This is a genomic window from Ruegeria sp. BC7 (assembly GCF_056539165.1).
This window is the reverse complement of sequence record NZ_JBQFUL010000008.1, coordinates 1-23905: the sequence shown is the minus strand read 5'-3', so window position 1 is coordinate 23905 and position 23905 is coordinate 1. Positions and strand designations below refer to the sequence as shown.

General features: G+C 52.8%; 25 protein-coding genes. 14 read left to right on the top strand and 11 right to left on the bottom strand.

Annotated features, from left to right (window positions below):
* Positions 1-8: 8 nt before the first annotated feature.
* Positions 9-1730 carry an amidohydrolase gene (locus ACR0KS_RS16825; RefSeq protein ID WP_170700156.1) on the bottom strand — a complete coding sequence of 574 codons (1722 nt, stop codon included), beginning with the start codon at positions 1728-1730 and terminating at the stop codon, positions 9-11.
* A gap of 193 nt (positions 1731-1923) precedes the next feature.
* Between ACR0KS_RS16825 and ACR0KS_RS16820 the strand changes: the two genes are divergently transcribed.
* Positions 1924-2877 carry a helix-turn-helix domain-containing protein gene (locus ACR0KS_RS16820; protein WP_170416191.1) on the top strand — a complete coding sequence of 318 codons (954 nt, stop codon included), beginning with the start codon at positions 1924-1926 and terminating at the stop codon, positions 2875-2877.
* Between the two features lie 609 nt (positions 2878-3486).
* On the top strand, positions 3487-4425 hold the full coding sequence (locus ACR0KS_RS16815) for a helix-turn-helix domain-containing protein (RefSeq protein WP_170567578.1): 939 nt from the start codon (positions 3487-3489) through the stop codon (positions 4423-4425).
* 37 nt (positions 4426-4462) lie between these two features.
* On the opposite strand, the gene ACR0KS_RS16810 is transcribed toward ACR0KS_RS16815, so the two are convergent.
* Positions 4463-5314 (bottom strand): LysR family transcriptional regulator, encoded by an 852-nt coding sequence (locus ACR0KS_RS16810; RefSeq protein ID WP_170416195.1) that lies wholly within the window; start codon positions 5312-5314, stop codon positions 4463-4465.
* A gap of 258 nt (positions 5315-5572) precedes the next feature.
* Here ACR0KS_RS16810 and ACR0KS_RS16805 point away from each other — a divergent pair, with 258 nt between their 5' ends.
* The gene (locus ACR0KS_RS16805; RefSeq protein ID WP_170416197.1) at positions 5573-5821 is read left to right on the top strand and encodes a hypothetical protein; all 249 of its coding nucleotides are present in this window, start codon (positions 5573-5575) and stop codon (positions 5819-5821) included.
* 18 nt (positions 5822-5839) lie between these two features.
* Entirely contained in the window at positions 5840-6205 is a 366-nt protein-coding gene (locus ACR0KS_RS16800) for a hypothetical protein (protein WP_170416199.1), read from the top strand.
* Between the two features lie 47 nt (positions 6206-6252).
* Here ACR0KS_RS16800 and ACR0KS_RS16795 read toward each other — a convergent pair whose 3' ends face one another.
* Genes ACR0KS_RS16795 through ACR0KS_RS16780 form a run of 4 tightly spaced genes read right to left on the bottom strand, consistent with a single transcriptional unit; the run spans position 6253 to position 8955 of the window.
* Entirely contained in the window at positions 6253-7287 is a 1035-nt protein-coding gene (locus ACR0KS_RS16795; RefSeq protein WP_170567580.1) for a M14 family metallopeptidase, read from the bottom strand.
* A 5-nt stretch (positions 7288-7292) separates the two neighbouring features.
* Complete coding sequence (rimK, locus tag ACR0KS_RS16790) at positions 7293-8198, bottom strand: 30S ribosomal protein S6--L-glutamate ligase (RefSeq protein WP_170803231.1); 906 nt, start codon at positions 8196-8198, stop codon at positions 7293-7295.
* Positions 8195-8695 (bottom strand): putative ATP-dependent zinc protease, encoded by a 501-nt coding sequence (locus ACR0KS_RS16785; protein WP_170416205.1) that lies wholly within the window; start codon positions 8693-8695, stop codon positions 8195-8197. The genes rimK and ACR0KS_RS16785 overlap by 4 nt, the downstream gene beginning before the upstream one ends.
* Positions 8696-8700: 5 nt before the next feature.
* Positions 8701-8955: a hypothetical protein gene (locus ACR0KS_RS16780; RefSeq protein WP_480693274.1), complete on the bottom strand. Its 255-nt coding sequence runs from the start codon at positions 8953-8955 to the stop codon at positions 8701-8703.
* A gap of 120 nt (positions 8956-9075) precedes the next feature.
* Here ACR0KS_RS16780 and mgtE point away from each other — a divergent pair, with 120 nt between their 5' ends.
* The 3 genes from mgtE to ACR0KS_RS16765 are packed head-to-tail and all read left to right on the top strand — an operon-like array spanning position 9076 to position 11461.
* A complete protein-coding gene (gene mgtE, locus ACR0KS_RS16775) occupies positions 9076-10440 on the top strand; it encodes a magnesium transporter (protein ID WP_170416209.1) in 1365 nt (454 codons plus the stop codon).
* A gap of 58 nt (positions 10441-10498) precedes the next feature.
* Positions 10499-10948 (top strand): CBS domain-containing protein, encoded by a 450-nt coding sequence (locus ACR0KS_RS16770; protein ID WP_170567588.1) that lies wholly within the window; start codon positions 10499-10501, stop codon positions 10946-10948.
* 21 nt (positions 10949-10969) lie between these two features.
* Positions 10970-11461: an NUDIX hydrolase gene (locus tag ACR0KS_RS16765; protein ID WP_170567590.1), complete on the top strand. Its 492-nt coding sequence runs from the start codon at positions 10970-10972 to the stop codon at positions 11459-11461.
* Between the two features lie 67 nt (positions 11462-11528).
* Here the strand turns inward: ACR0KS_RS16765 and ACR0KS_RS16760 are convergent, their stop codons facing one another.
* Both ACR0KS_RS16760 and ACR0KS_RS16755 read right to left on the bottom strand, forming a co-directional pair.
* On the bottom strand, positions 11529-12080 hold the full coding sequence (locus tag ACR0KS_RS16760) for a 2OG-Fe(II) oxygenase (RefSeq protein WP_170416215.1): 552 nt from the start codon (positions 12078-12080) through the stop codon (positions 11529-11531).
* A gap of 223 nt (positions 12081-12303) precedes the next feature.
* A complete protein-coding gene (locus tag ACR0KS_RS16755) occupies positions 12304-13128 on the bottom strand; it encodes a hypothetical protein (RefSeq protein ID WP_170567592.1) in 825 nt (274 codons plus the stop codon).
* 121 nt (positions 13129-13249) lie between these two features.
* Between ACR0KS_RS16755 and ACR0KS_RS16750 the strand changes: the two genes are divergently transcribed.
* The 4 genes from ACR0KS_RS16750 to ACR0KS_RS16735 all read left to right on the top strand — a co-directional run bounded on the left by ACR0KS_RS16750 (position 13250) and on the right by ACR0KS_RS16735 (position 17029).
* Positions 13250-13717 carry a hypothetical protein gene (locus ACR0KS_RS16750; protein ID WP_170567594.1) on the top strand — a complete coding sequence of 156 codons (468 nt, stop codon included), beginning with the start codon at positions 13250-13252 and terminating at the stop codon, positions 13715-13717.
* Positions 13718-14082: 365 nt separating this feature from the next.
* Complete coding sequence (locus ACR0KS_RS16745) at positions 14083-14655, top strand: carboxymuconolactone decarboxylase family protein (RefSeq protein ID WP_093964968.1); 573 nt, start codon at positions 14083-14085, stop codon at positions 14653-14655.
* A 130-nt stretch (positions 14656-14785) separates the two neighbouring features.
* A complete protein-coding gene (locus ACR0KS_RS16740; RefSeq protein WP_480693273.1) occupies positions 14786-15658 on the top strand; it encodes a methyltransferase domain-containing protein in 873 nt (290 codons plus the stop codon).
* Positions 15659-16141: 483 nt separating this feature from the next.
* Positions 16142-17029 carry a LysR family transcriptional regulator gene (locus ACR0KS_RS16735; protein ID WP_170408191.1) on the top strand — a complete coding sequence of 296 codons (888 nt, stop codon included), beginning with the start codon at positions 16142-16144 and terminating at the stop codon, positions 17027-17029.
* A 159-nt stretch (positions 17030-17188) separates the two neighbouring features.
* Here the strand turns inward: ACR0KS_RS16735 and ACR0KS_RS16730 are convergent, their stop codons facing one another.
* From ACR0KS_RS16730 to ACR0KS_RS16720, 3 genes are all read right to left on the bottom strand, one after another.
* Positions 17189-17638 carry a MaoC family dehydratase gene (locus ACR0KS_RS16730; RefSeq protein ID WP_170415301.1) on the bottom strand — a complete coding sequence of 150 codons (450 nt, stop codon included), beginning with the start codon at positions 17636-17638 and terminating at the stop codon, positions 17189-17191.
* A 126-nt stretch (positions 17639-17764) separates the two neighbouring features.
* On the bottom strand, positions 17765-18556 hold the full coding sequence (locus tag ACR0KS_RS16725; protein WP_170567596.1) for a methyltransferase domain-containing protein: 792 nt from the start codon (positions 18554-18556) through the stop codon (positions 17765-17767).
* A 64-nt stretch (positions 18557-18620) separates the two neighbouring features.
* Positions 18621-19661, bottom strand: a complete 1041-nt coding sequence (locus ACR0KS_RS16720; protein WP_170415297.1) for a sulfurtransferase — start codon at positions 19659-19661, stop codon at positions 18621-18623.
* Between the two features lie 146 nt (positions 19662-19807).
* On the opposite strand from ACR0KS_RS16720, the gene ACR0KS_RS16715 reads away from it, so the two are divergent.
* The 3 genes from ACR0KS_RS16715 (at position 19808) to ACR0KS_RS16705 (ending at position 23700) form a co-directional block, all read left to right on the top strand.
* A complete protein-coding gene (locus ACR0KS_RS16715; protein ID WP_170415296.1) occupies positions 19808-21088 on the top strand; it encodes a tetratricopeptide repeat protein in 1281 nt (426 codons plus the stop codon).
* A gap of 383 nt (positions 21089-21471) precedes the next feature.
* Positions 21472-23118 (top strand): tetratricopeptide repeat protein, encoded by a 1647-nt coding sequence (locus ACR0KS_RS16710; RefSeq protein ID WP_170415561.1) that lies wholly within the window; start codon positions 21472-21474, stop codon positions 23116-23118.
* A 186-nt stretch (positions 23119-23304) separates the two neighbouring features.
* Complete coding sequence (locus ACR0KS_RS16705; RefSeq protein ID WP_170567598.1) at positions 23305-23700, top strand: rhodanese-like domain-containing protein; 396 nt, start codon at positions 23305-23307, stop codon at positions 23698-23700.
* The last annotated feature ends 205 nt before the right edge of the window (positions 23701-23905 follow it).

Here is a 23905-nt window from a genome sequence, read left to right as displayed (position 1 = left end):
ATAAGGATTTAGGAAACGTCCTGCCTTTCGCCCTCAAGCCAAGTCTCGCTGACGACGATGTTCTCGATTTGCATCGGGTCAACTGCCGTAGGATCGTCTTCCAGTATTGTCAGATCGGCATATTTTCCCGTTTCTAGGCTTCCCGCGATATCGTCCATGTGAAGTTGCCACGCCGCGTGAGTGGTCACACCTTTCAACGCCTCTTCGACTGGGATGCGCTGATCGGGAGCGAAGACCTCCCCGCCATCTGCCATCACGCGTGTCACCATGTCCTGAACGCAGCGCAATGGCCCCAAAGGCGAAACGGAATAGTCGCTGTGCATCGAGAACGGTATTCCCATTTCCACCGCTGTTCCGGCAGCATCGTAATATTCGACACGTTCGGGACCCAAGAGGTCGTCGCGGAAGGCCTTGCCCCACCACCGGATGTGCCCGGAAAGGTATGTCGGCGATACGCCAAGCTCCTTCATTTTGACATACTGGTCCGGGTGGCCGACGCTGCAATGCTCAATCCGGTGTCGGTGATCTTGGCGCGGGTTTTCTTTTAACACACGCTCATACACTTTCAGAACCAAATCGATAGCCGCATCGCCATTGCCATGAACGGCAAGCGAGAAGCCGTCACCGTGAGCGCGTTTGACCACTTCGTAAAGTTGATCCTCAGTGTAGTTGAGCGCCCCCTGACTATCGGTTCCAAGATAAGGTTCCCGCAAATAAGAACTGTATGCTTGGGTCGCACCGTCCGACCAAGCCTTCATTTTGGCGACACGGAATTTATCGTCTCCGTATCCCATTCCAATGCCATTTTCGGCCCACAGATCCATTTCAGTAGATACGAGAAAAGCCCGATGACGGGTTGGAGCGCGGTCCCTGATACGTTCAAGCAGCCTGACATCTTCTAACCCCTTGTTTTGCCCTACACTCGGATCGCCGATGCAAGTGATACCCACCCGCGCCGCGGTGTTTAGCATTCGCAAGGTCCGCAATTCCATTTCTTCATCGGTGATTGTCTGCGCCAGATTGACCACCGGCGCGAATGCGCCTGCTTCTTCGAGACGTCCGGTTAACTCTCCGTTTTCATCCTTCACAAAACGCGACGCCACCGGATCTGGCGTATTCTTGTCAATACCAGCCAGCTGCAAGGCAATTGAGTTGACGTATGCAACGTGTCCGCTGCCTTCCAAGATTAGGAAGGGATTATTGGGCGCGATGCCGTCAAGGTCCTGAAGTGTAAATTGCCGGCCACCCGGAGTGACTACGCCGTCATAGTCGGCGGCAAGCAACCATTCGCCGTCCTGCAACTGAGCGGCTCCCTCGTTCAGCTTTTGCAGCACTTCATCAAAGGAACTCACTTCAGTTGGACTAATGACAATGTAGTCGTCTTTAACCACTGACCACGTATGTGCATGACTGTCGATCATGCCCGGCATGAGCGTACGACCATCCAGATCAATAACACGCGTGCTGTTCGAGATTAGAGCATCAACTTCTTCCTGAGCCCCAACCGCGACTATCTTTCCGCCGCGCACTGCGAGAGCGTCGGCGTTTGGCTTGGTCGCGTCCATAGTCAGGATTTTGCCCCCTGTGAAAATGGTGTCGGCGGCGTCTGACTGAGCCAAAGCCATTCGGTATGGCAACATCAAGCCACCCGCGGCAAGCGATCCGGCCCTTATGACATCTCGTCTGCTTGGGCGCTTTGCGGAAAAACCTGTGCCGTATGTGTATTTCATTTTCCAAATCCTCAATTCGAAATGACAATGCGCACATGGTGCTTTTGGGGCTACCACGCTTGCCATTCAGGTTAATTGAGTCGTCCAAAATCTCGCGATAAAACAGTATTCGAATTATCCGGTTCTGAGGTATTAAACTGTAGATCTACTTTGGTTTTGCTACTTTGCACGGCATATCGTTTGGAGGAACCTGATGCAGTTGAAACCGCTGAAGAGTTTCGCACAACACTTTGCAAGAGCGCCTGCCCGGGAGTTCGAACTTGTGCAGCTCGGGAGTGGTGATCTTTCTCTGAAGGATTGCTGGCTGTACGGCAACGACAGTTTTGTCAATCTCGCGTCGAGTAAGGCGCGATCTTCTTGGACTGTGCTCGGTGATCAAGACATGATGGCTCTTATGGTGCCTCTGTCTTGGACCGGTGACTACTGCGTAAATGGTTGGAGCTCAAATCCAGGCGATGTCTATTTGCTCAACGGAAAACATGATTACTGCAATATCGGCCAAGACCGAAGGGTGCTTTTTATCGCGTTTAATCGCGAAAGACTGACGGATGAAATTTGGTCTCTGAGCGGCGCAAGCATCGCTGAACTGCCCAACGCACACAAAAAACTCAACGTTGGAACAAATCTCGCAAACGAACTCACATTTATGGTCAGTCGAGCTTTCGAGGCGGCAATGCCCTGGGACCAAGCTCATCGGCAATTTGCAATGACGCCATATGGTGAGTGCGCATTGTTTGCCGAGTTGGCGACGTGGCTTATATCATTGGAGCTGTTTTCGACCGGAAAGACAATTCAGGACAATGCAGCATTTCATTGTGTCAGATCTGCGAGAGAGGCATTCAGTGCGACCCCTATAGAGAAACTAACAATTTCGGAAATGTGTAAAGCGGCAGGTGTGGGGCGGAGCCAGCTTCATGAGAATTTCGTTGAGATATTCAAGGAGTCGCCGTGGCAATTCATTCTGAAGCGGCGCTTGACTTCGGTCCGTGAACACTTGCTCAGCGTCGAGGAACCCGCTGCATCTGTGAAGGATTCAGCACTTGCACACGGTTTTATTTCCGGAGGACATTTCGCCAAAGAATACCGGAAATTGTTTGGCGAACTACCTTCTCAGACTTTGAAACGAGCTCAGACGCAAGTTCCTTAGGGTCTTCAATATTGTGCCCCAAAGCGTTAAGCATGCGATTGCATTTGATAACGTCGATAAAGAGCGCTGCAAACAATTAGATCGCGTTGATATTTGACGTACAGTGAAATCCAATACAACCGACAGGTTTGCCCCCAACTCATACGTCAGTTCTCCAAATCTCGCTGCGCATTGCATGAGCGGCCGCCTATTTTTCTGCGGCGCAGCTGATGGCCAAGCTCGGAAAGGTTGCTGCCTATGCGTGCTATTTTACTCAACTACTTCGGCTTTCGGCTCGAATTCGACCTTCCTTGCGAGCAATGCGGGCCATAAGGGCATTGCAAGCTGAACGTTTTTGCTGAGCCCCGATCTCATGATCGACTGCCTATTAGTTCTATTTTCTTGCTTCTCTTGCTCGTCGTCCACGACCTTTTCGACCACGCGGTCCCGCAAAGCATAGCATTTCAAAAAGTGACGCAAAGGGTATCGTCCAGTAGGGCATAGTCTTTCTCCTTAACAAAGGTCGACAATGCTCACGCTGCCTGAGCCCGTGGCCGAAACCCACGGACCACAACCGTAAAAACCTGTAAGAAACCCGTAAGAAGCTTGGGCAAGGCGAAGACTTTTGGCATGCTGGTGCTATTGAACCCAGCAGTTCCCAATACCAAAATGAAAAATTGGACGTCTCTTTTTGCTCAGAAACTACGTTCCCATCGAATTGGCAGCGGTCGCCATGGCCGTATGACGCAAGAGGAACTGGCGATGATACTCAACGTAAGTGTTGACGCCATTAGCAAATATGAGCGCTCGCTGTCGTATATTCGTGGTGACCTTGAGTACCAACTGCAAGAAAAGCTCGGTTGGAGCTTAGAGGATGTGGTTGCTTGCCGAGCGGATTGGGAGGCCGGGCGACCACAGCATTCAGGGTCTGCCTATCGTTTGTTAAACAATCAGGAAGTGCTTAACGAATTCGGTGGCTCCTCATCGGCGGTAACAGAAGCCGTGGCATGCATGGAGGTGGACCATGGAGATGGCTTACCCAGTGGGTTTTCAGCCGCTGATACGGTATGGCGTGACATACAAAAATCGGGCCTTTTGTCTGGACCCTATGTAATGGTTGGGTCGAAAATCGTTGGGCACGTTGGCTTGATATTTCCAAAGTCCGATCCCGAAAAACGTTTCTTTGAACTACTGTTCGATGAAGCAGAGCTTACACCGGATCATCTGAAACGTCCTTTGTTGCCAGGGGACTACTTTGCATATTGCCCGGCGATTTATGTTGCGCGTGGACATGAGAATGCGACTCGCTTGCTCCTCTCAGGTTTTGTTTCAGAGTTGGAAGAGCTTCTCGACAGAGAGATCTTTATTCGTGAGATTGGAGCAATCTCAGTGAACAGTCTTGGCACGCAATTGTGTGAGGATCTTGGCCTCAAGTTTCTTGGAGCTCACCAAAGATACACTGGTTTCGGGGTCTGGACTTTGCATTGCTCGGATATAGCCAATTCAATTGTTGGGCGTCGAAGTGCTAAACTTCGAGATGCTTACCTAAATATACTCCCGTCAAGTTGACGCTGAAAGTTTCCAGTTCCGCTTCGGGCTGAGGTGCTCAACCAAACGAACTAGCGGTATTGCGAAGTATCCGGGCGACTTGGCCCGGAAGACCGCTCTCGTCATCTTGGGCAAAGACCGCATATGCTGCGAAGGCAAACCGAGGAGCTTCCTTTATCAAGCTTAGTTGACCACTCCTAAGTTCCGCTTCTACGACCCGTTTTGGAAAGTAGCCGGAAGATGGAATGGACTTCAAATACTGAAGGCCCAGGGTCCCGATACCCAATTGAAGACGAGGTGCATCAAGCTCTGGAAAATTCAATAAATGCTCAGCCTTAAATTCAGGGCCCCAATCTATGAGAACGTACGCATCTCCCAGCTTGTTCGGCAGACCGATGGGACCGCTGCTTACAAGAACAAATTCATCTTGGAATAGTTGGAGGGCAGACAATCCCGACGCCCGTCGGGGCTGGTACATTATGGCCAAGTCGAGGTCGCCCTCTTCGATCTCCCGCGACAGAGCATCGGAAGAAGCTGCGGAGGCCCGTATGGCAACGTCTGGCAGCGTTTCCATCAATTCGGGTAAAGCACCCATAAGATATCCGTCCCAAAGGCTGGGTGCGGCGCCAATCTCTAGCGCTGCTCTTATTGGAACAGGGAGACCAACGTCCAACTTCGCTTGTGCCCAGGTTCTCACAAGCAACTGTGCGTGTTTGAGAAAGTGATGTCCCGCATTCGTCAGCGCTGCGCCAGATTTGCTGCGGTCAAAAAGCACTTGCCCAAGTTGCTGCTCTAAAGTCCGAATTCTCATGCTCACCGTAGATTGGGTGACATGGACCTTTTTCGCAGCATCAAAGAAGGTGCCCGTTTCAACAACGGCCAGAAAGGTTCGAGCTTGTTCGATATCCAAGGATTATCTATTCCATTTTTCGATATCATCCGAGAATAAAATTCGTTTTTCAACACAAATATTTCGTGCGATATACCAAGTGCAGCGCGAAAGTGCCCCCACCAGATCAGAACGCTAATCAACAATTCTCATTTTGTAGTGGAGATCCCGAGCTGAGGAACCGTTGCAATCTGACCCCTGTAGATTTGCCACCAACACCGGAGCGCTGCACCAACCCCACAATGGGCAAGAAGCCCATTTTCTCATGGAGAAAACAAAATGAGTCGAGTTTCTATTGTTGCTCTTCTCTCTTCGCTGTTTGCTGTTCCGGCATTCGCCATGCCCGCTGATCTTGACATGGACGGTGATGGCCTGGCGTCGCTGGCAGAGCTTCAGACCAAGTATCCTGAAGTCTCGGATGATCTCTTCCTGGAGATCGACGCGAATGCTGATGGTTTCATCAATGACGACGAATTGGTTGCCGCCGTTGACGCAGAACTTCTCCCTGGTCCCAAAGGGGATCAGTAAGCAAAGGTTGTCACGGTTATGAGGAAGCCAATCCCTCCCCACAAATGGCTGCTTGCCGCGATGGGTATTTGGTTGGTTTTGTCTCCCTTTGTCCTGTTTCGTGAGGAAACGCTGTTGCAGGGCATGGCTGAACTTGAAGCAATCGCCTTCATGGCAACTGGCATTGTTGTTCTGGTCATGTCCGGCGCTGACGGCCGGAGCCACCTTCTCGCACGGGTGGCTCCGGTATCGGCAATGGGGTTCCTGTTGCTCGTGGCGCCGGCAGCGTTGAACTTCACCGGCCATATTGTGGCGACGGCCAATGCATGGATAGCGGGATCGACGCTGATCGGACTTGCCGCTTGGGAGGTAATGGCGAGCCGCGGATTGCGTGCAATCTCGTAAACTGGCGCGGGGCGGGCAACTGCCCCGCGTTTTTACATTCGGACTATCTAAATGATCTCGTCTTCATCAAACATTGGATCGCCGTCGAGCTGATTGGCGATCATGTCGATCCGCATTTCAACATCCGCGCTCGTCGTTTTGGCGATATGAAACAAGGCGTCGCCCTCGTGCACAAATGGCAAATTAGTGCGGCCCACAATGATGCCGTCCGCTTCTCCAAGAACGTCCATTCTGATTTCCCCAAACGGGTCCGAGATCCGGCCAAGCAAGTCGCCGACCTCTACATATTCGCCCGCTGCCTTGAATGTTCTTAGCAATCCACCAGCCGGAGCGCGTACCCAGGAACTCATTCTTGCATGAACGGGCGCCTCACGCACAGACGCGATCCCGCGCTTGGCAACCATGCCCATCGCGTTCATTACCCGAAGAATACCGGCGAGCCCCGCCCGCGCCGAAAGCTCGTCAAATCGAAGCCCTTCGCCACCTTCGAACAGCAGCACGTCGACGCCGCGTTCTTGGGCCGCCTTTCGCAGGGACCCGTCGCGCAACTTGGAAATCATGACGACCGGCGCACCGAACGCATCGGCGTATCTGATCGTCGCATCCGAGGCCGGAGACACTCGAATCTGAGGCAAGTTGGTGCGGTGAATAGCGGCAGAATGAAGATCGATACCGAGATCGGAACGCTCAACAATTTCGGTCATGAATATATGTGCGAGGCGGCCCGCCAATGATCCGCCTTCGCTACCAGGAAAAGACCGGTTCAGGTCACGCCTGTCTGGAAGGTATCTCGATTGGGTCATGAAGCCGAACGCGTTCACGATTGGCACAACCAGCAACGTGCCCGCGATCTTGTCAAGATGAGGTGCCCGTAGCAATCGCCGCGCGATTTCGACGCCAATCACCTCATCGCCATGAATTGCCGCGCTGACAAACAGGACTGGCCCTGGGCGGCGGCCGTGAACCACATGCACGGACATGCTGACCGGCGTATGATCGGACATCACGCTCACCGGCAGGTCCAGCGTAGCCCGCGTGCCTGCTGGGACGGTGAAACCGCCGATTTCAAATGGCTCTCGCATGGCTGCTATCCGCGCCCTCTGGTCTTGCTGTTTCCCTTGGCGGCGTTCTTTTCCAGAAACTCGATGATCTTGCCTGCAACATCAATGCCAGTTGCCTTTTCCACCCCTTCAAGTCCGGGTGAGGAGTTCACCTCCATGACAACTGCCCCATGATTGGCGCGCAGCATATCTACGCCGCAGACATTTAGCCCCATCGTCTTGGCAGCTCGCACAGCGGTAGAGCGTTCCTCGGGTGAGATCTTGATAGGCTGGGCACTTCCACCCCGGTGCAGGTTGGATCGAAACTCGCCCTCGGCACCTTTGCGCTGCATGGCTGCAATCACGCGCCCACCAACCACGAGCGCACGGATATCCGCACCGCCCGCTTCCTTGATGAATTCCTGAACCATGATGTTAACTTTCGCGCCGCGAAAGGCCTCAACTACGGATTTTGCCGAGCGGTTTGAATCGGCAAGAACCACCCCGATGCCCTGTGTTCCCTCCAGCAACTTGACCACCAGCGGAGCGTCGCCGGCGAGTTTGAGAACTTCGCCGGTTTGCTTCGGATCATGAGCGAAGGTGGTGACAGGCAGGCCAATGCCGTCCCGCGCCATGAGTTGCATGGAACGCAGCTTGTCTCGCGATCTGCCAATCGCCACTGACTCGTTGAGCGGAAAGACCCCCATGATCTCGAACTGTCGCAGCACGGCCAACCCATAGAATGTGACCGACGCTCCGATCCGGGGGATCACCGCGTCATAACGCCCAAGCTTCTTCCCGTCATAGTAGACCTCGGGTCGGCGTGAAGCGATGTTCATATAGCAGCGCAGCGTGTTCACTATATCAAGCTCATGTCCGCGCTGCTCAGCGGCTTCTTTCAGACGACGGTGGGAGTAAAGCTCTGGATTTCGAGCCAGCATGACAAATTTCATTGGCGTTGTCCCTCCGAGTCCGTGCTTCTTGCTTTCTGTTTGATCCTTGTTGGAGCTTTTCCGGAACCCAGCAGATAGGAGTGACCCGGATCGACTAGAATCCCCCGCCTGCGAATGGCGGTGCGGCCAAGGATCAGATCAAATTCCATCTTCGCACGGTTGGCCAGAGAGACGTCGATCTGCCAACGATGCCGTCCAAGCAAAAGCTGCGTTCTCACGATCAGTCGACGTTCGGGGACGCCACCTGTGTTCTTGATCTCGCGTTCGTCGACAACCCTGGTTCGAACCCGGTTTGGTGAACGGCGGTTTTGGACTGGTATCATGAACTCGACCCATCGCACGCCGTCAAATTCATACACCGTCTGGTCCACAGCATGGAGTGCTGCGGTTCTTGCACCGGTGTCTATCTTGGCCGGGATATTCTCTATTCCGAAGTCAGGCAGGCTGATGCGTTCACGCCAACCTATGATTTCTGGGTGTGAGACACGCTTCACCATAGCATCTACTCTATGCAGTCATCGTTGGCACGTCTGTAGTTCACAAACGAATTGGCGCTCATCACGACGTAAAACGTGTCCATGTCGATTAACACGTACCCAAGTTCAAAAAGTGCAACCGACAGTGCACGGATGTCTGTTTCGTATAAACGTCTACGCACTGCGATCCGACGGACGAGCTTGTCCGGGATTCGATAGCGTCCATTTGGCTTACCGCCAAAGTCCTGATCGTAAAGTTCGGCCAGGCGTGCGGCGGTCATAGATATCCAGTCATTTTCTAGCATGATTTTTACCTATATTGACAAAAATAATTTGTCTATAGGCAAAAATAATCTGCTATAGAGCTTGCACTGGCCAGAATCTCTACCAATGAAAGAAAGATGAGAGACACCGATACTATCCCGAGGGAACTGGAAACGAAGTTGCAGCAAGCCCTGGCAGAGCGTGACGGGGCTGAACTCGCACAACTGCTTGATCCGCTTCCCTTGAGCGATGCCCTGCGTGAACTGCTCAATCTGCCAGTAGAGCAGCGGAGTGCCGCACTATCTTTGCTGCCACCGGAACTAGCTGCCGAACTTGTCGAAGAGGCGCCGAACGCGATGGCGGTCGATCTTGTCGAGCGCATGGAGTCGGAGCAGGCCGCAGAGGTCATCGAAGAGCTGGATTCTGATGTTCAGGCCGATGTCATCGGAGAGCTTGAAGACGCAGATGCGGAAGCGATCCTTACCCGGATGGATCCTGAGGACGCCGCAGATGTTCGTCGGCTGGTGGAATATGAGGACGATGTTGCGGGAGGCCTCATGGTTGCCGAAGCCTTCACGTTTTCCGAGACCGACACAGTGGGAAGAGTGCTCAGGCGCTTCGCGAATGAAGAGTATGACCTTGAACGCTATCGGGGTCAGCATCCCTATGTGCTGGATTCAAATGGCACTCCAATTGGCGTGGTCTCACTACGCAGCCTCGTGTCCACACGCCGAAGCGCGCGCTTGACCGATATCATGGTGCCCCCAATTACCGCCCCAGCCAACATGCCGCTGGAGAAGCTGGAAGACTTGTTCGATGAACACCCGTTTCTTGGATTACCGGTCGTTGAAGCGGATGGGCATCTGGTGGGCGTCGTCTCGCGGTCTGCCGTCGATGAAGCCCTGCTGGAACGTGCGGAATCGGCCAGCCTGAAACGCCAGGGTGTTTTCGGTGATGAACTTCGGTCGATGCCACTGCCGCTTCGGGCGAGGCGACGGCTTCAATGGCTCTCGGCCAACATTGTTCTCAATGTGATCGCCGCCAGTGTGATCGCCGCCTATGAACAAACCCTCGCGGCCGTTATCGCGCTGGCTGTGTTCCTGCCGATGGTGTCCGACATGAGCGGATGCTCGGGCAATCAGGCCGTCGCCGTCAGCATGCGCGAGTTGTCCCTCGGCCTTGTCCGGCCCATCGACGCCATGCGTGTCTGGATAAAAGAAGTGTCGGTCGGGGTGATCAATGGGTTCGTTCTGGGGCTTCTAATTGGCGTCGTTGCCTGGATGTGGAAAGGCAATCCGTTTCTGGGGCTGGTGATTGGTGGAGCACTTGGGCTCAACACCGTCGTCGCCGTGTCCATTGGCGGTGTTTTACCATTGCTGTTGAAACGTATCGGTCAGGACCCCGCTGTCGCCAGCGGCCCTTTATTGACGACTATAACCGACATGGCGGGGTTCTTCCTCGTCTTGAGCCTTGCAACCGCAATGATGCCACTTCTGGTTTGACGTTTTCCCGCACCCGAACCATCAGTTTGGTCGGGCGCATTCTTACGAGGAAAAAAGAATGACGATCTCAAGCATTGTCGAAGCACAGAATCTAAAAAGACGCCCATTCTGCGACGCTGACACAACCGTATTCGAAGCTGCGGTCGCGATTGCACTTTTGGAAGTGAATGCCCTCGCCGTACTTAAGAATGACAAGTTAGTCGGGATCATCACGGATCATGATGTGCTGCTATGCCTCGCGGATTCAGGGTCCTCCTTTTACGAGCAAACCGTGGATGACTGGATGACAGAGAAACCAATCACATGTGCGACTGGTTCGAAACTTTCAACTGCTCTCAGCCTGATGGCGAAACACGACATTCGAAACTTGGTCGTCACTCAACGCGGCGAGCCGTATTCCGTCGTGAGCAGCAAAGAGATACTGTCACGGATTCATGAGGAAGACGAATTGGAACTGAAAGTGTTGCGCGACAAGGCACACAATACACCTGATCGATCTGTTGTTTGAGGGGTAAAGGTATTTGCGAATATGAGCAAAATCAGAAAGGCCGCCCGAACGACAGGTAAGCTGTATGCGCAGGTTGCAGCGCTGCCTTTGAGATTGTCAAACGCTTCCAAGGTAGAGGTGTTGCTGGTGACGTCCAGAGATACAGGACGTTGGGTCCCGCCAAAGGGATGGACGAACAAGAAAAAAAGTCCGTGGTCATCCGCGAAGATCGAAGCCTGGGAGGAAGCAGGCGCTTTGGGCGCTATTTCCAAATCACCGCTTGGGACATACGACTATTTCAAACTCCTCGATGACGGCACCGCAATAACTTGCCGCGTGACACTCTACCCGATGGTCGTGGAGAAACTCAGCAAGAAGTGGAAGGAAAAATACGAGCGAAAAAGGTGCTGGTTCTCGCCAAAGCACGCGGCCCGGAAAGTGAGGGAACGGGAGTTGGGTGCAATGATTTCAAGTATCGAGGTTCCGCCCGACTGGTTGCTGACAATGTTGAAGAAATACCCCAGTGTCCAGTGAGCACATATCTACCCGCCCCGGAGTGTGACATAGTTTTGGATTAATCTGGAAAAGACTGACAGTGGTATCAGCGAAATGCCGGGCCATGGGCCCAGACGGTCAATGAGCGTCGATGACCATGCTCCACTGGCGTCACCTGATGGAGCAGGAAGCTCGGGAAAATAGTCGCGCAGCCCTGATAACGGCTGGCGGTGACCGCATAAGCACCGGGCATGATTTCCAGATCGCCACCGTCGTACATTCCCGGTTTGCTAAGTTGCACAACCAGCGTCAGCTTGCGTTTCCGAGCGGTCGGCCCATCCCCGATATCAGAATGCCATGCAAAATGGCCGCCAACTGATGCCTTGTAGCAGGCAATTTGCGGACTTTCAGCAAACTCGTTCAGGTCGAAGCCGAACTTGTCAGCATTGGAGCGACGCACTACGTCAATCAGCCGCGCCATCACCCACCCTGTGCCTTGAACATCATCCAACCACGTCACATCTGCCCTGCGCAGGTTGTGGTCCTTGTTCTGGCCGACGAGCAGAGCCTCGTTCGTCGGGGCTGTTTTTGACGCAGCGACAATCTGCTCACATTCCCGCGCGGTAAACGCGCCGGGAATCGAATGAACTTCCAACATTCTGAACACCATTTTTGATTGGTGCTGAATTTTGCCAATCCACGCTTATGCCGCTGCGCTGTTTTCGACCTAAGAGATCGAATGCGACGTAAAACTTCACGTAGGCCCAGAATACTGAGAACATAGACGTCTGTTGCGGCCTGCACCCAATACTTTGCAAAGTCTGCTTTCTGCGCATTGCAGACCTTCGCGCACGGCATAACACCCAACATTAGAGAGTGCATCATCCCAGAACTTTTAGATCTTTTGGTGCGAGCCGACTTTTCTCCGGCAATGTCCCAAATTTAATTCCTTCGATTTCGAGTTTGTCTCGTATCGCTACAAGTTCAACCAGTTTGTACTCAGATTGCTCAGGAACAACGTATAGTACTTGAGGAACCTTTCTCAAAAGAAGTGCTGCTCTTGCCAGTTGGTCAATCAAGTAGCCAGGATCAATTCTATTCCTCGGGCCTTTGATCTCAATCGCCGCAAAAGGCTCCGAGCCTTTGTATACGATTAAGTCTGTGGCAAGAGGCTCGAACGTTCTGCCTTCTCGAACAGTCAAATTTTCCACATTGAAGATGTCACTAGTGTTCTGTTTGAAAAGCATTTTTGCGTTTACTTCGAAGTCTCGGGCTCTTCGCTGGCCGCCAAAACCACCTCTAGCAATCACGACCGCAGGCTTCTCCGCCAATCGAACTTCATCAAGAATAGATTTTGTATCCGCTTGAGACAACTCCCCTGAAAGGACGGCATCAGCTATCTCTTTGGATTTCTTGGGGTCATACCGATCTATCCTTGAAAGCAAAATAACTTGCATCATGGCCAGCCAGTCGGGCTTTGATTCAAAAAGATCGGGTCGGTTTTGTTCTAACCATTTCGCAGCGGACATCGGATTGCGAAGGCTTGCAGGCTTTGTGCCTCTGATCGCGGCAACGCTTTGGAGTGCATCGTCCGGAAACGCGAACCCAAAGGCTTGGCTGTCTTGGACAACGCGATTCAGCCACGCTCCGAGGGCAATCCAGTTTTCGGTTTTGGCCAAATCTTGAAATTCGTCTTCAGTCATCATCTGTCGCAATCATTTTATTCGCATCGAGCCCATTGCCAATGCGAATGGATGCATGTATAGAGCCCGTATGAGGATAGATCGACACGCACCCCCGACGGCCCGACGCGTTCACAAGCGCGGAATGAAAAAACGCGCTGGCAAAATGTCTGGCGTCAAGTTCCCAGGCGTCATTCAGCTCGAAAGCCAAATGGAAGCAGCACTGGTTCGTTGCATGCAGGTCGACCCTCGTGTGGTCTCGCTTAAGCCACAGCCTTGCACAATCGACATGGGAACCGGAAGAGCATTTGCAAACAAAGAAGCGGCGCTAGAGGCTTATGAAGGGCGTCGGTACAGGCCTAAGCTTTATACACCAGACCTAGAAGTCAAACTTGTCGACGGCCGTTTGTTCTACTTGGACGCCAAGCACAGTGCTCACATAGATAAGAAAACCTGCTCAGCTTCCTCGATGAAACCGGCCGAGGCGGTGTGGTCTATTTGGCTTCATTCGCGGCACAAAAATGAAAGCGACGGCAGTCTGATACGGACGCTCAGAGCTATTTGGATTGCTGATTTTGCCCCCGATCCACAGACTGATTGGGATTTAACATAAGTCGCAATTATGGAGCGGTTGCAGCCCTTGCGCCTTTGTCAGCCAACCGCCGGCTAATCCGAACTTCGGACACTCGTGAACATCCCTTCAGCGGTAATCGTGAGCACAAAGTTCAAAGAGCTTCCTCGAACTCAAAGGTCAGCGATGCGCAGAATGCTGACTTTGCAAATTTACGAGAACGGCTCAAATGAAATTGCCTTTAACCAAGCAGCAACAAGTTGGGGGTGTCGTCTGGCAAACTTACCGTTCGCAGTATCCCAACAGAATCTCTGAGCGGAACCCGAAATTGCTTTAAGGTTGCGTAAACAACGTTGGTTCCTCACTTTGAGAAAACGTAATCCATAGCAAGATTGAAAGAGAATTAAATGAAACGCCTGTTTCCATCTCTGCCGGAGAACGCGACACTTGGAAGTGTCTATCAAGCCTTTCCAGATAAACTTTCTCCGCTTTGTGCGTACGAAAGCCTTGTGATGAGGGGCGAGAGCGACCTCTCGGTTGCTGAACGTGAACTCATTGCGGCCTATGTCTCGGGATTGAATGCTTGTGCGTATTGCCATGGGGCGCACATCGTTTTCGCCAAAGCCTACGGTATTGAAGTCGAGACAATCGAGGCACTGATGGAAGACCGCGATACGGCGCCCGTCGAGGATCACCTCAAACCGTTGCTGGCATACATTGAAAAGCTCACTGTCTCACCATCCCGAATGACAGAAGCCGACGCTAGAGCAGTCTACGCGGCAGGCTGGTCGGAGAGTGCGCTGTTCGATGCTATCCAAGTTTGCGGTGTCTTTAATCTCGTGAACCGCTTCATAGAAGGAACAGGTGTCCAAAGCCCTGGCACCGACCCAAGAGAAGCGGACGAAGCCACTTTAAACCGATGCCGCAGTGACAGCTTCTATACCGATTTCGGACGAGAGAACGGCCTCGACATCCCTTGAATTGATGTTGTTCTAACGTTCGAAACGCCACGAAAAGCTGGTCCGATAGAGCGGCAGATGCGTCCTTCGCTCTCGGGGTTAAATCATTCGTCGGATCAAGTCGGCGCATTCATTTATTGTTGGTGGATCCATGTTCAAGCCTCAACGATCCGTCCTGCTTTTCGTAGATAGCTCAATTTCTGATAAGGTTTTGGGGGCATGTGGGCTTTGTAGGGGTGGAGAGTTGCTTAAATTTGACGCTGAAACAACGAAATTACTTGAAATCGCCTATCAAGGCGCAGAACTGACGCGGCGAAGACAGGCTTCATTTGATGCGCTGTGCCCGGCTCCTGGTGAAACTATTTTGGACATCGGTTGTGGCAACGGGATGTTAACAGTTGAGTTGGCCCGGGCAGTTGGCTCGGATGGCTATGTCATCGGGATCGACCCAAGCGCTGACATGACGGCAGCTGCTAGAGAACGGTGCAGCGACTACGCAAACGTGGAGTTTCGTGCTGGTGCCGCAAATAGCTTGCCCATTGAGGATGAGAGTGCTGACAAGGCCGTCTCGGTACAGGTCTTTGAGTACATCGAAGACGTAGACGGTGCGTTGGCTGACACGCTGCGGTGCGTCAAACCCGGCGGGCGCCTCGTCGTCAGCGATCTACACTTTGGCAGCTTGATCTGGTTCAGCGATGAGCCCGACAGAATGCAAAAGATGCTGACATCCTGGAACCAGCACTTTGTGAGTGGTTCCGTCCCGGAAAGACTGCCCGCGCTGATAAAGGCTCGCGGCGACCGTGTGGAAGATGTCTTGTCGTTCACAATGACGGATCACCAGTTGAAGCCTGATGGCCTCGCAATCATGATGATGCACCTCATGAAGCAATACACTGTCGCAAATGACCATGTTGATCCCGCAGTTGCGCAATCGTGGTTTGATGAGCAGCTCAGCCTTGCAAGGACTGGACGCTTCTTCTTTTCGATGACCCAATTTGTTGTCGTGGTGCGCAAAAAGGGGTGATTGAGCTAAGTAAATCGGCCTGGGTTCTTTCGCGGGCTTCATGAAAGTCTCGTATTGGTACTTACTCAATGGCTACAACACAGGTGCGTGGCTGCCACTTCCAGCTTGCAGCTGCATTTGGCGTGATCTAATCGCCTTATTCGGCCGATTGTCACCAAGTGTCGTCAGAACCTTCCTGGATACAGACTCACCATGTTCTGCACGTCAAGCTCACTCGAAAACGCATCGGGATTACTCCAGATCACGTCATTAATATAGTCGCGTTCAGCGTGAAAATCGTCAGCTGTAGGCCGCGGCTTCCAGGCTTCGGGGAAGCCTCTCTTGGTCCTACCGAACAGTCCACCAAATACGGTCCAGATGCTGGGTGACATTGTATGGGAAGCCATCTCATGGTCCTTTCCGAGTTGCTTGCGCTGTCGCAACAACAGTAACTGTTCACCTGTTTTTCTGGTATCCGGCACAAAATTGTGCTGTTCTAAAAAAATGAAGAACGGGTTCCGAAATTGGTCGGATATTCGTGTGTTCCTCTCTGTCTTGAGAGAAGGATCGACGCTTGCGGCCTCCAGAAAGCTAAAGGTCTCCCAACCAACGGTCGCCCGACGCATTGATGTTCTCGAAAGAGAAACAGGCTTGACGCTGTTTGAGCGTGGTACGCACGGGTTCAAACCGACCCCAGAAGCCCTTCGCCTCGTTCCCCTCGCCGAAGCAATCGAGGCTTCAGTCCTCGAATTTACCGATTGCGCGAAGGAATTGACGTCGACACAACCCATCCGTATCACCGCTTATTCGGCAAACTTCTCCGCACGCATGATTGAAATCGTAAACGAGTTTTCCGCCGACAATCAGGATGTCGCATTCGAGTTTTTGTCCAGCGTTCGGGCGCTGGACCTGATGGCGGGCGAGGCCGACATTGCTTTGCGCCTTGCAAGAACCGATCCCGATCCTGACCTGATCTGTCGTAAGATCAGCACGGCCCGCTGGTCTTTGTTCGGCAGCAAAAATTACGCGGACAAATTTGGCTTACCGGGGTCAACGAATGATCTGGCCGGGCATCAGTTTGTTACCTTTCAGCGGGACGATGTACCGAATGTATTCCACGAATGGTTGACCAATCACGTGGCACCGGAACAGATCGTTATGTCTTTCACTGAACTCGAGCTTATGCATGCGGCAATCAGATCAGGGCAAGGCCTTGGTATCAGCAATGTCAAGCTGGTGGAAACAGACATGTCTTTCATCCGATGTTTCGACGAAATCCCTGAACTTGCGGTGCCGCACCTAATGCTCATTTCGCCGGAAGCCTATCGTCGGCCAGAGGTTAAAGCCTTCGTTAAGTTCTTCGCACCTCGCTATGCGGCAATCTACAAGTAGTTATTTAGGCAAAAAGGATTGAGAACACGCGAACAAACTAGTTTGCATGTACGCCACGACCACAGCAATAGAAGCCTTATGTGGCGAGCCCAAGGATACTCTTGAAGATGACAATGGGAGATCAAATTGATCGCCGCGCCCCAGTCGCTGCAAACCGCCTTAACTCCGACATGCCATCACGTGGTGCATGACCAGGTTAAGAACTTCAACATCGTTCTGGTTAAATGTCTGGTATCGGAATTTGACCGTTCCCCGGTCTGGCTTCGAACGTGACGGTGTAATTGCCTCAACCGTAACGCGCACGCTGATCGTGTCACCGGAATACACCGGAGCCAGCCACCGTACCTCGTCCATACCATGTCCACCCAGATTGGTTCCGGTAAGTACACCAGTGTCGCGGAACAACCTGAAAGTAAGCGCTATTGTCTGAAATCCACTGGCTATGAGACCGCCGAAAATCGACTCTGCGGCAGCCACTTTGTTAACGTGGAAGGGCTGCGGGTCATGAACCAGTGCGAAGTCAATAATCGCTCCCTCGGTCAGCGTAATGCCTCCGGTTTCGAAGGTTTCGCCAACCGACAAATCGTCGATGTATTTTCCGCTAGGCATGGCAAAAGTATAGTTTGATGCAGACTCAACCGTCAACGCGGAGCCAGGCTCGGCCGCCACTAATGCCGCATTGTCTTTCGACCATGGCAAAGATCGTAATGGAGAACTAAGTCAGTGGTCGTTGACCTATGCCGCGGCGACAAATAGGTGCGCTTCTTGCGGTACGTGCAATACGCCTTCTTTGTCATATCTAGACAAAGCGTCTGCAACCTCTTCCACGACCTTGTTGGTGACGTCAGCACCTGCATCCCTAAGATCGGTTTCGATTGGCAGCGCCATGATTTGCGCGCGAAGATCAATAAATCTTCGCTCAAGTACCAATGGCTCGTGACGAGCTATCTTGAAGCCTGCATCGACCAACAAGTTCGAAATGAGGTCCCCATCTCGAAACGAAAAAGGCGCTCTGGCTTTTACTGCGGCATCTGTTCCAACATGCCGTTCGAGAGCTTTTTCAAGCGCTCCATTGAAGGGCGACACTGCGCGCCAACATGTCAAAAATAGCTGACCGTCATTGCGCAAGATCCTATGAACCTCTTGCAAAGCGGCGGATTTGTCGGGGAAGAACTGAAGCCCCTGTTGTATGAAGGCATAGTCAAACGTAGCATTTCCGAAAGGTAACTCGGTTACATCTGCTGCATACCACTCGAGCACATGACGACAATCCGGCTGATTGGACTGCGCGACCTCAATCATGGTTTCGTTCAGATCTACGCCAACAACCCGGCCTTCGCCCGTCAGTTTCCTTGCAATCTCTCGCGTCAAAGCCCCGGTGCCGCATGCGATGTCGATAACACAAGTGCCGCTTCGAAGCTGAACCTTCTGCATTGTTGCTTCAGCCAATGGGCCGAACATCGCAGGCACACTATGGTTGTTGTACTTCTGCGCAGCCTCTTTGGTCAGCCGGAAATTGTCCGTCATCAAAAATATCCTCCTAGCAACGCGTCAATAATTGGACCGCCCAAAGTGACCCAAAATCGTAGTCTCACGAGGTTTCAACCGGAAGGCTCTCATCGGCGCTCCACTCAGCCCATGAACCATCGTACAGGCGGGACTTTTCGAACCCCATTTGGCGCAACGCAAGGAGCCCACAAGAAGCAGCTATGCCACGGCCGCAATAGGCGATGACCTCATCGTCAGTTTGAATTCCCTTGTCCTGATAGTGCTTGAGGAGCTTGGAATGATCCGCCAACTTGAATGAACCACGTTCCTTTAGTTTAGCTGCACGTTCGGCAATGGGTATGTGTGCCAAATCCGGATCGATGTTCGATATCGCCGGTATGTTGACGGCACTGGGAATATGTCCCGAGCGACCTCCCCATGTGTGAACTCCGTCGCCTCGGAAGAGGTTGTTTGGTAGAAAGTCCACAATTCTGACTCCGGGCTTACCCATCGCATCCAAGACATCAGCTTTGCGGGCAATCCAATTGCTCTGCACTGTTGGTTCAAAGTCACCATGCTCAACGGTTAGATCGCCAGTTTCAGTGGGTCGACCTTCGAGTTTCCATTGCTGCAAGCCGCCGTCCAAGACCTGCACGTTTTTATGGCCATAGTGCGAAAGTGCCCACCAAAGACGCGCAGACGCCAATGGAAGCCCGGAGTCATCGTAGACCACGACATGACTGTCGTTGGAAACACCCAACTCGCGCATCCTTTCCCCGAAGTCCTCTCGGCCGAGCATCATGTCGGGAGTGTTCTGAGTGCTGTCTGCAAGCTCCGTCGACATGCCAACATACACGGCGCCAGGAATGTGCTCGGCCTGGAACTCGCTCCTATCGTCATAGGCTACGCCCTTGCCGTTTTCCTCCCTAAACTTCCAGCGAACATCAATGATGCGTAGTTTCGGGTTAGTCAGGTTATCTGCCAACCAAGCCGTATCAATGAGCGGGCGAGTTTGGGTTGTCATACCTACTTTCTCCTCTAACCGGACGCGGGTCGAGCCGTATGGAATAATCCCCAAAATTGCTTTCGGAGTCCAATTTTGGAAAATCGGGATTTGATAAAGCAAATATGATTTAAACGGCATGTTGATGATTTCATGAGACTTCTGAAAGAAACGGATGCTGAAATCATGGCGCCTCGTAACGTCGATTTCCTTTGACTCGTTTATGGGTAGGCATGCTCATATAGCTCACTGACGGACAGGTTTGGTACAGAAAGTGGAAGGTTTGGATGCTTGAAGATCGGTACGGAAGCCCGCTAACGACCACATCACAAACTGCGCGAGACGCCTACGTTGAAGGCATCGACCGATTTCTGGGTGCTTTTGATGATGTTGAAGAAGCTTACCGTTCTGCAATGCAGGCAGATGATAGCTTTGCCATGCCCCATGTCGGGCTTGCTCGCTACCTTGTTACCGTCGGGCGTGGACAAGATGCAAAGCGTCAAATAGCCGTCGCAAAGGAACTGTCGCATGGTGTCAGCCCGCGCGAAGCCGCCCAGATCGACATTATCAGCGATCTCATTGAGGGGCGTGCACCGCAGGCCTACAGGCGCATCCGGGATCACGTCACAGACCATCCGCGAGATATTTTGCTTGCTCAGACATGTACCAGCGTATTTGGCTTAATAGGGTTTTCAGGTCAGGCTGGACGCGAGGCGGAGCAGCTTGCGTACACAACCATGTTGAAGCCGCACTATGGTGACGACTGGTGGTTTCTCTGCCAGCATGCATTTGCCCAGATGGAGGCCGGACAGATCGGCCCGGCCGCGGAAAACATCGAGCGCGCGCTTGAGTTGAAGCCAGACAGCGCACACAGTGCACATGTCAGGGCCCATCTCTACTATGAGAACGGGGAGACGGACGCTGGCTACGCTTATCTGCGCGAATTCTGGCAAGACTATCCCTTCACAGCGTATCTGCACTGCCATCTCAGCTGGCACGTCGCTCTGTGGGCGCTTGAGAGCGGCGATGTGGCAGGTATGTGGAAGCTGTTCGATGATTATGTTTCCCCCGACCGACCTCCTGCGCCACCACTGAACGTTTTGACTGATAGTGTGGCAATTGTTCACCGCGCCTTTTTGGCTGGCGAGCAAATTCCTCAGGAGCGTTGGCAACAACTCAGCGACTATGCTGTTCAGTTCTTTCCTTCACCAGGCTTGGCTTTTGCGGATGTTCACGCTGCTCTTGCGCATGCGATGGCTGGAAACAGAGAGCGTCTGGAAGCAACCATTGACGGCGCAAAGGGACCCGCAGGCCCCACCGTTGCTTCGGTAGCAGGCGCATTCCGTGCTTTGGCGGATGGAAACGCGGACGAAGCGATTGAGAAATTCGTAAGTGTCATGTCTGAGCACGAACGCCTTGGTGGTAGCCGGGCGCAACGCGATATTATTGAGTTTTCATTGGCGCATGCGCTGGCAATATCGGGAAAATCGAATGAAGCTCGACGTATCCTCAACATGCATCGACCGCATACCTCTCACGACCATGCAGTTGCCACGCTAGAAGAATAGGGTGCCCGTATTTTTGACGCCCGCAATGAGCGCAAATTACACGTTTTCAACGCCAGTTAGAACAGAAGCTGTCGCACGACGTTACCAGGCCCCAAAAGTGTTAGTTGGCGGAAAAGACCAACCTGACTGCCGACATCAGCTTTGTCAAAAGCCCGTCTTAGGTGTGCGAGCGGTGTTTGTGGTCTTGTCGGTGGGCTACTGTGGATGGATTGGACGACGCGTCACTCACGTAGCCGATAAGTTGGTCAGTCGCCAAGAAGAGTGCTTCGATCAAATGGGGCTCATATAAGTCGGGTCTATGCCTTGGGTCGGCTTTGATGTCGCCAGTATCGAGAAACAGCCCATTGTGGTAACCTCCTACCTTTAATTAGGGGGTTATTGTGATGGAATACTATGATCTCGGTAGCTACAGCCGAAAGATCACAACCTCGTCGGACGAAGCCCAGCTTTGGTTTGATCGTGGTTTGGCTTGGACTTACGCGTACAACCACGAAGAAGCGATTGTATGCTTTCAGAATGCCGTGGCTGCGGATCCAAATTGCGCAATGGCGCACTGGGGCATCGCGTATTGCATTGGGCCGAACTACAACAAGCCCTGGGAAACATTCGAAGAAGACGAGAAGCCTGACTGTATCGCCTTGGCAAAAGCGTCAATCGAGGCTGCTGCATCGTTAAAGGACAAACTGACGCCTGTTGAACGCGCGCTCATCGAAGCCATTCCAGCGCGTTATCCATCCTCATCGGATATCGAGGATTTCAGCCCATGGAATGATGCATTCGCTGATGCGATGCGAAAGGTTCACTCCGAATTCGATCAGGACCTGGACGTGTCCGCGATTCTGGCCGAGTCGCTCATGAACCGGACACCTTGGCAGCTTTGGGATTTGCCGTCCGGAAAGCCCGCCGAAGGGGCCGATACGCTCGAGGCAGTATCTGTGCTCGAAAATGCGTTCGATACACTTTCCGGAGCATGGGAGCACGCAGGACTATTGCACATGTATATTCACCTGATGGAAATGTCGCCCCACCCCGAACGGGCACTGCGTCACGGGGATGTGCTCGGCACGCTGGTGCCCGAGGCCGGGCATTTGTTGCACATGCCGACCCATATCGACGTGTTGTGCGGAGACTACATGAACGTGGTACTGCGAAATCACAAAGCCATATTGGCAGATCGCAAGTTTCTTAAGCGAGAAGGCCCTGACAATTTCTATTCCGTCTATCGGTGCCACAACTATCACTTTAAAATATACGGTGCGATGTTCTTGGGGCAACCATCGGCAGCAATCGAAGCCGCCGATGAGCTTGTCGAAACTTTACCTTCAGAGACACTTCGGCCAATGGCTGATTGGTTCGAGGCGTTCATTCCTATGAAACAACATGTATTGATCAGGTTTGGACGCTGGCAGGCTATCCTTGATCAGGAGTTACCTGAAGATGCGGAGCTCTACAGCGTCACTATCGCCATGATGCGGTATGCAAGGACGGTTGCCTTGGCCAACCTACACAGGGTCGCCGAAGCCGAGAGTGAAAAAGCCAAGTTCTATGATGCTCTGGCCAGAGTTCCTGAGACCCGAATGCTGTTCAACAACACATGCCGGGACATTCTGAAGGTCGCTGAGCAAATGATGCTGGGTGAGTTGGCCTATCACGCAGGAGAGCACGAAACGGCCTTTGACCACCTGCGAAAGTCAGTCGAGATCGACGACAACTTGCCGTACGACGAGCCCTGGGGCTGGATGCAACCCACCCGTCATGCGCTGGGTGCTCTTCTTCTTGAGCAGGGCCAGATGGAGGAAGCCGAAGCTGTTTACCGTGCAGACCTTGGCCTGGATGCAACGCTTAGCCGGGCCTGTCAGCATCCGGGCAACGTCTGGAGCCTGCATGGCTTGCACGAATGTCTCGTCCGGCGCGGTGAAACGGTCGAAGCCACCCACATTAAGCTACAACTGGACAAGGCCACTGCTCGCGCCGAGGTGCCGATCAAGGCATCGTGTTATTGCAGGCAGAACGCTTTGGCCGCAGAGTAGTCACTGATCAACAGCAATGGCTGGGGCATTTGCGAGGCCCGCTTCTGCCGTTGACCGGGACTTGTTTAACTTCGTTGATGGCAACCGTCTGGGCGACCACAAGACCGGCAATCATCGCTTGGATGCCGTTTTACGGTAAATCAGCCGCATGGTAGCATAGCGTAAGATTTGCAGTCGGGGGGCAACATGGTCTTAACATTCGCACAAATGGAAGCTCAAGAAATATCCAAAGCAAATCCAATTTCAGCAACTGACGCGCTGGCAGTACTGATCGAAGACCCCAACGCACTTGTGGTGGACGTAAGGGATAGCGCTGAAATGGCGGCCACAGGTATCAGCCCGAGAGAAATTCCGGCTCCTGGTCGCGCCGTCGCTTGGATGGCAGACCTTGAAAGTGAATACAGATCTCAAGAGTTACAGGATCGTGCAAGGCGAATTTTCACCACTTGTGGCGGAGCTCCGAGCTATCGAGGCGCGGCAGCGGCAAATGTATTGACTGCGATGGGTTTTCAAAACGTGCAGTTCATCGATGGAGGGATGGCGGCTCTGATCGCAGCGGGCTCCTCTACAAAGCAGCCTTAAAAAAGGCGAAACCAACGGTGATGAGCAAACACGCAGGGGTCAATAGAAGCTTCTCAGCTTGCAGAGTTGTGTCTCGATACGACTTGCGACTGAGATTTTAGCCAATTGACGAAAACCTTAGCCTCGGGGCGCTGAAATTCTGCCTGCGTCTGGATGTAATAGACGCCGAAGAGAGGCTCAGAGAACAATTCAATCATCCGACCAG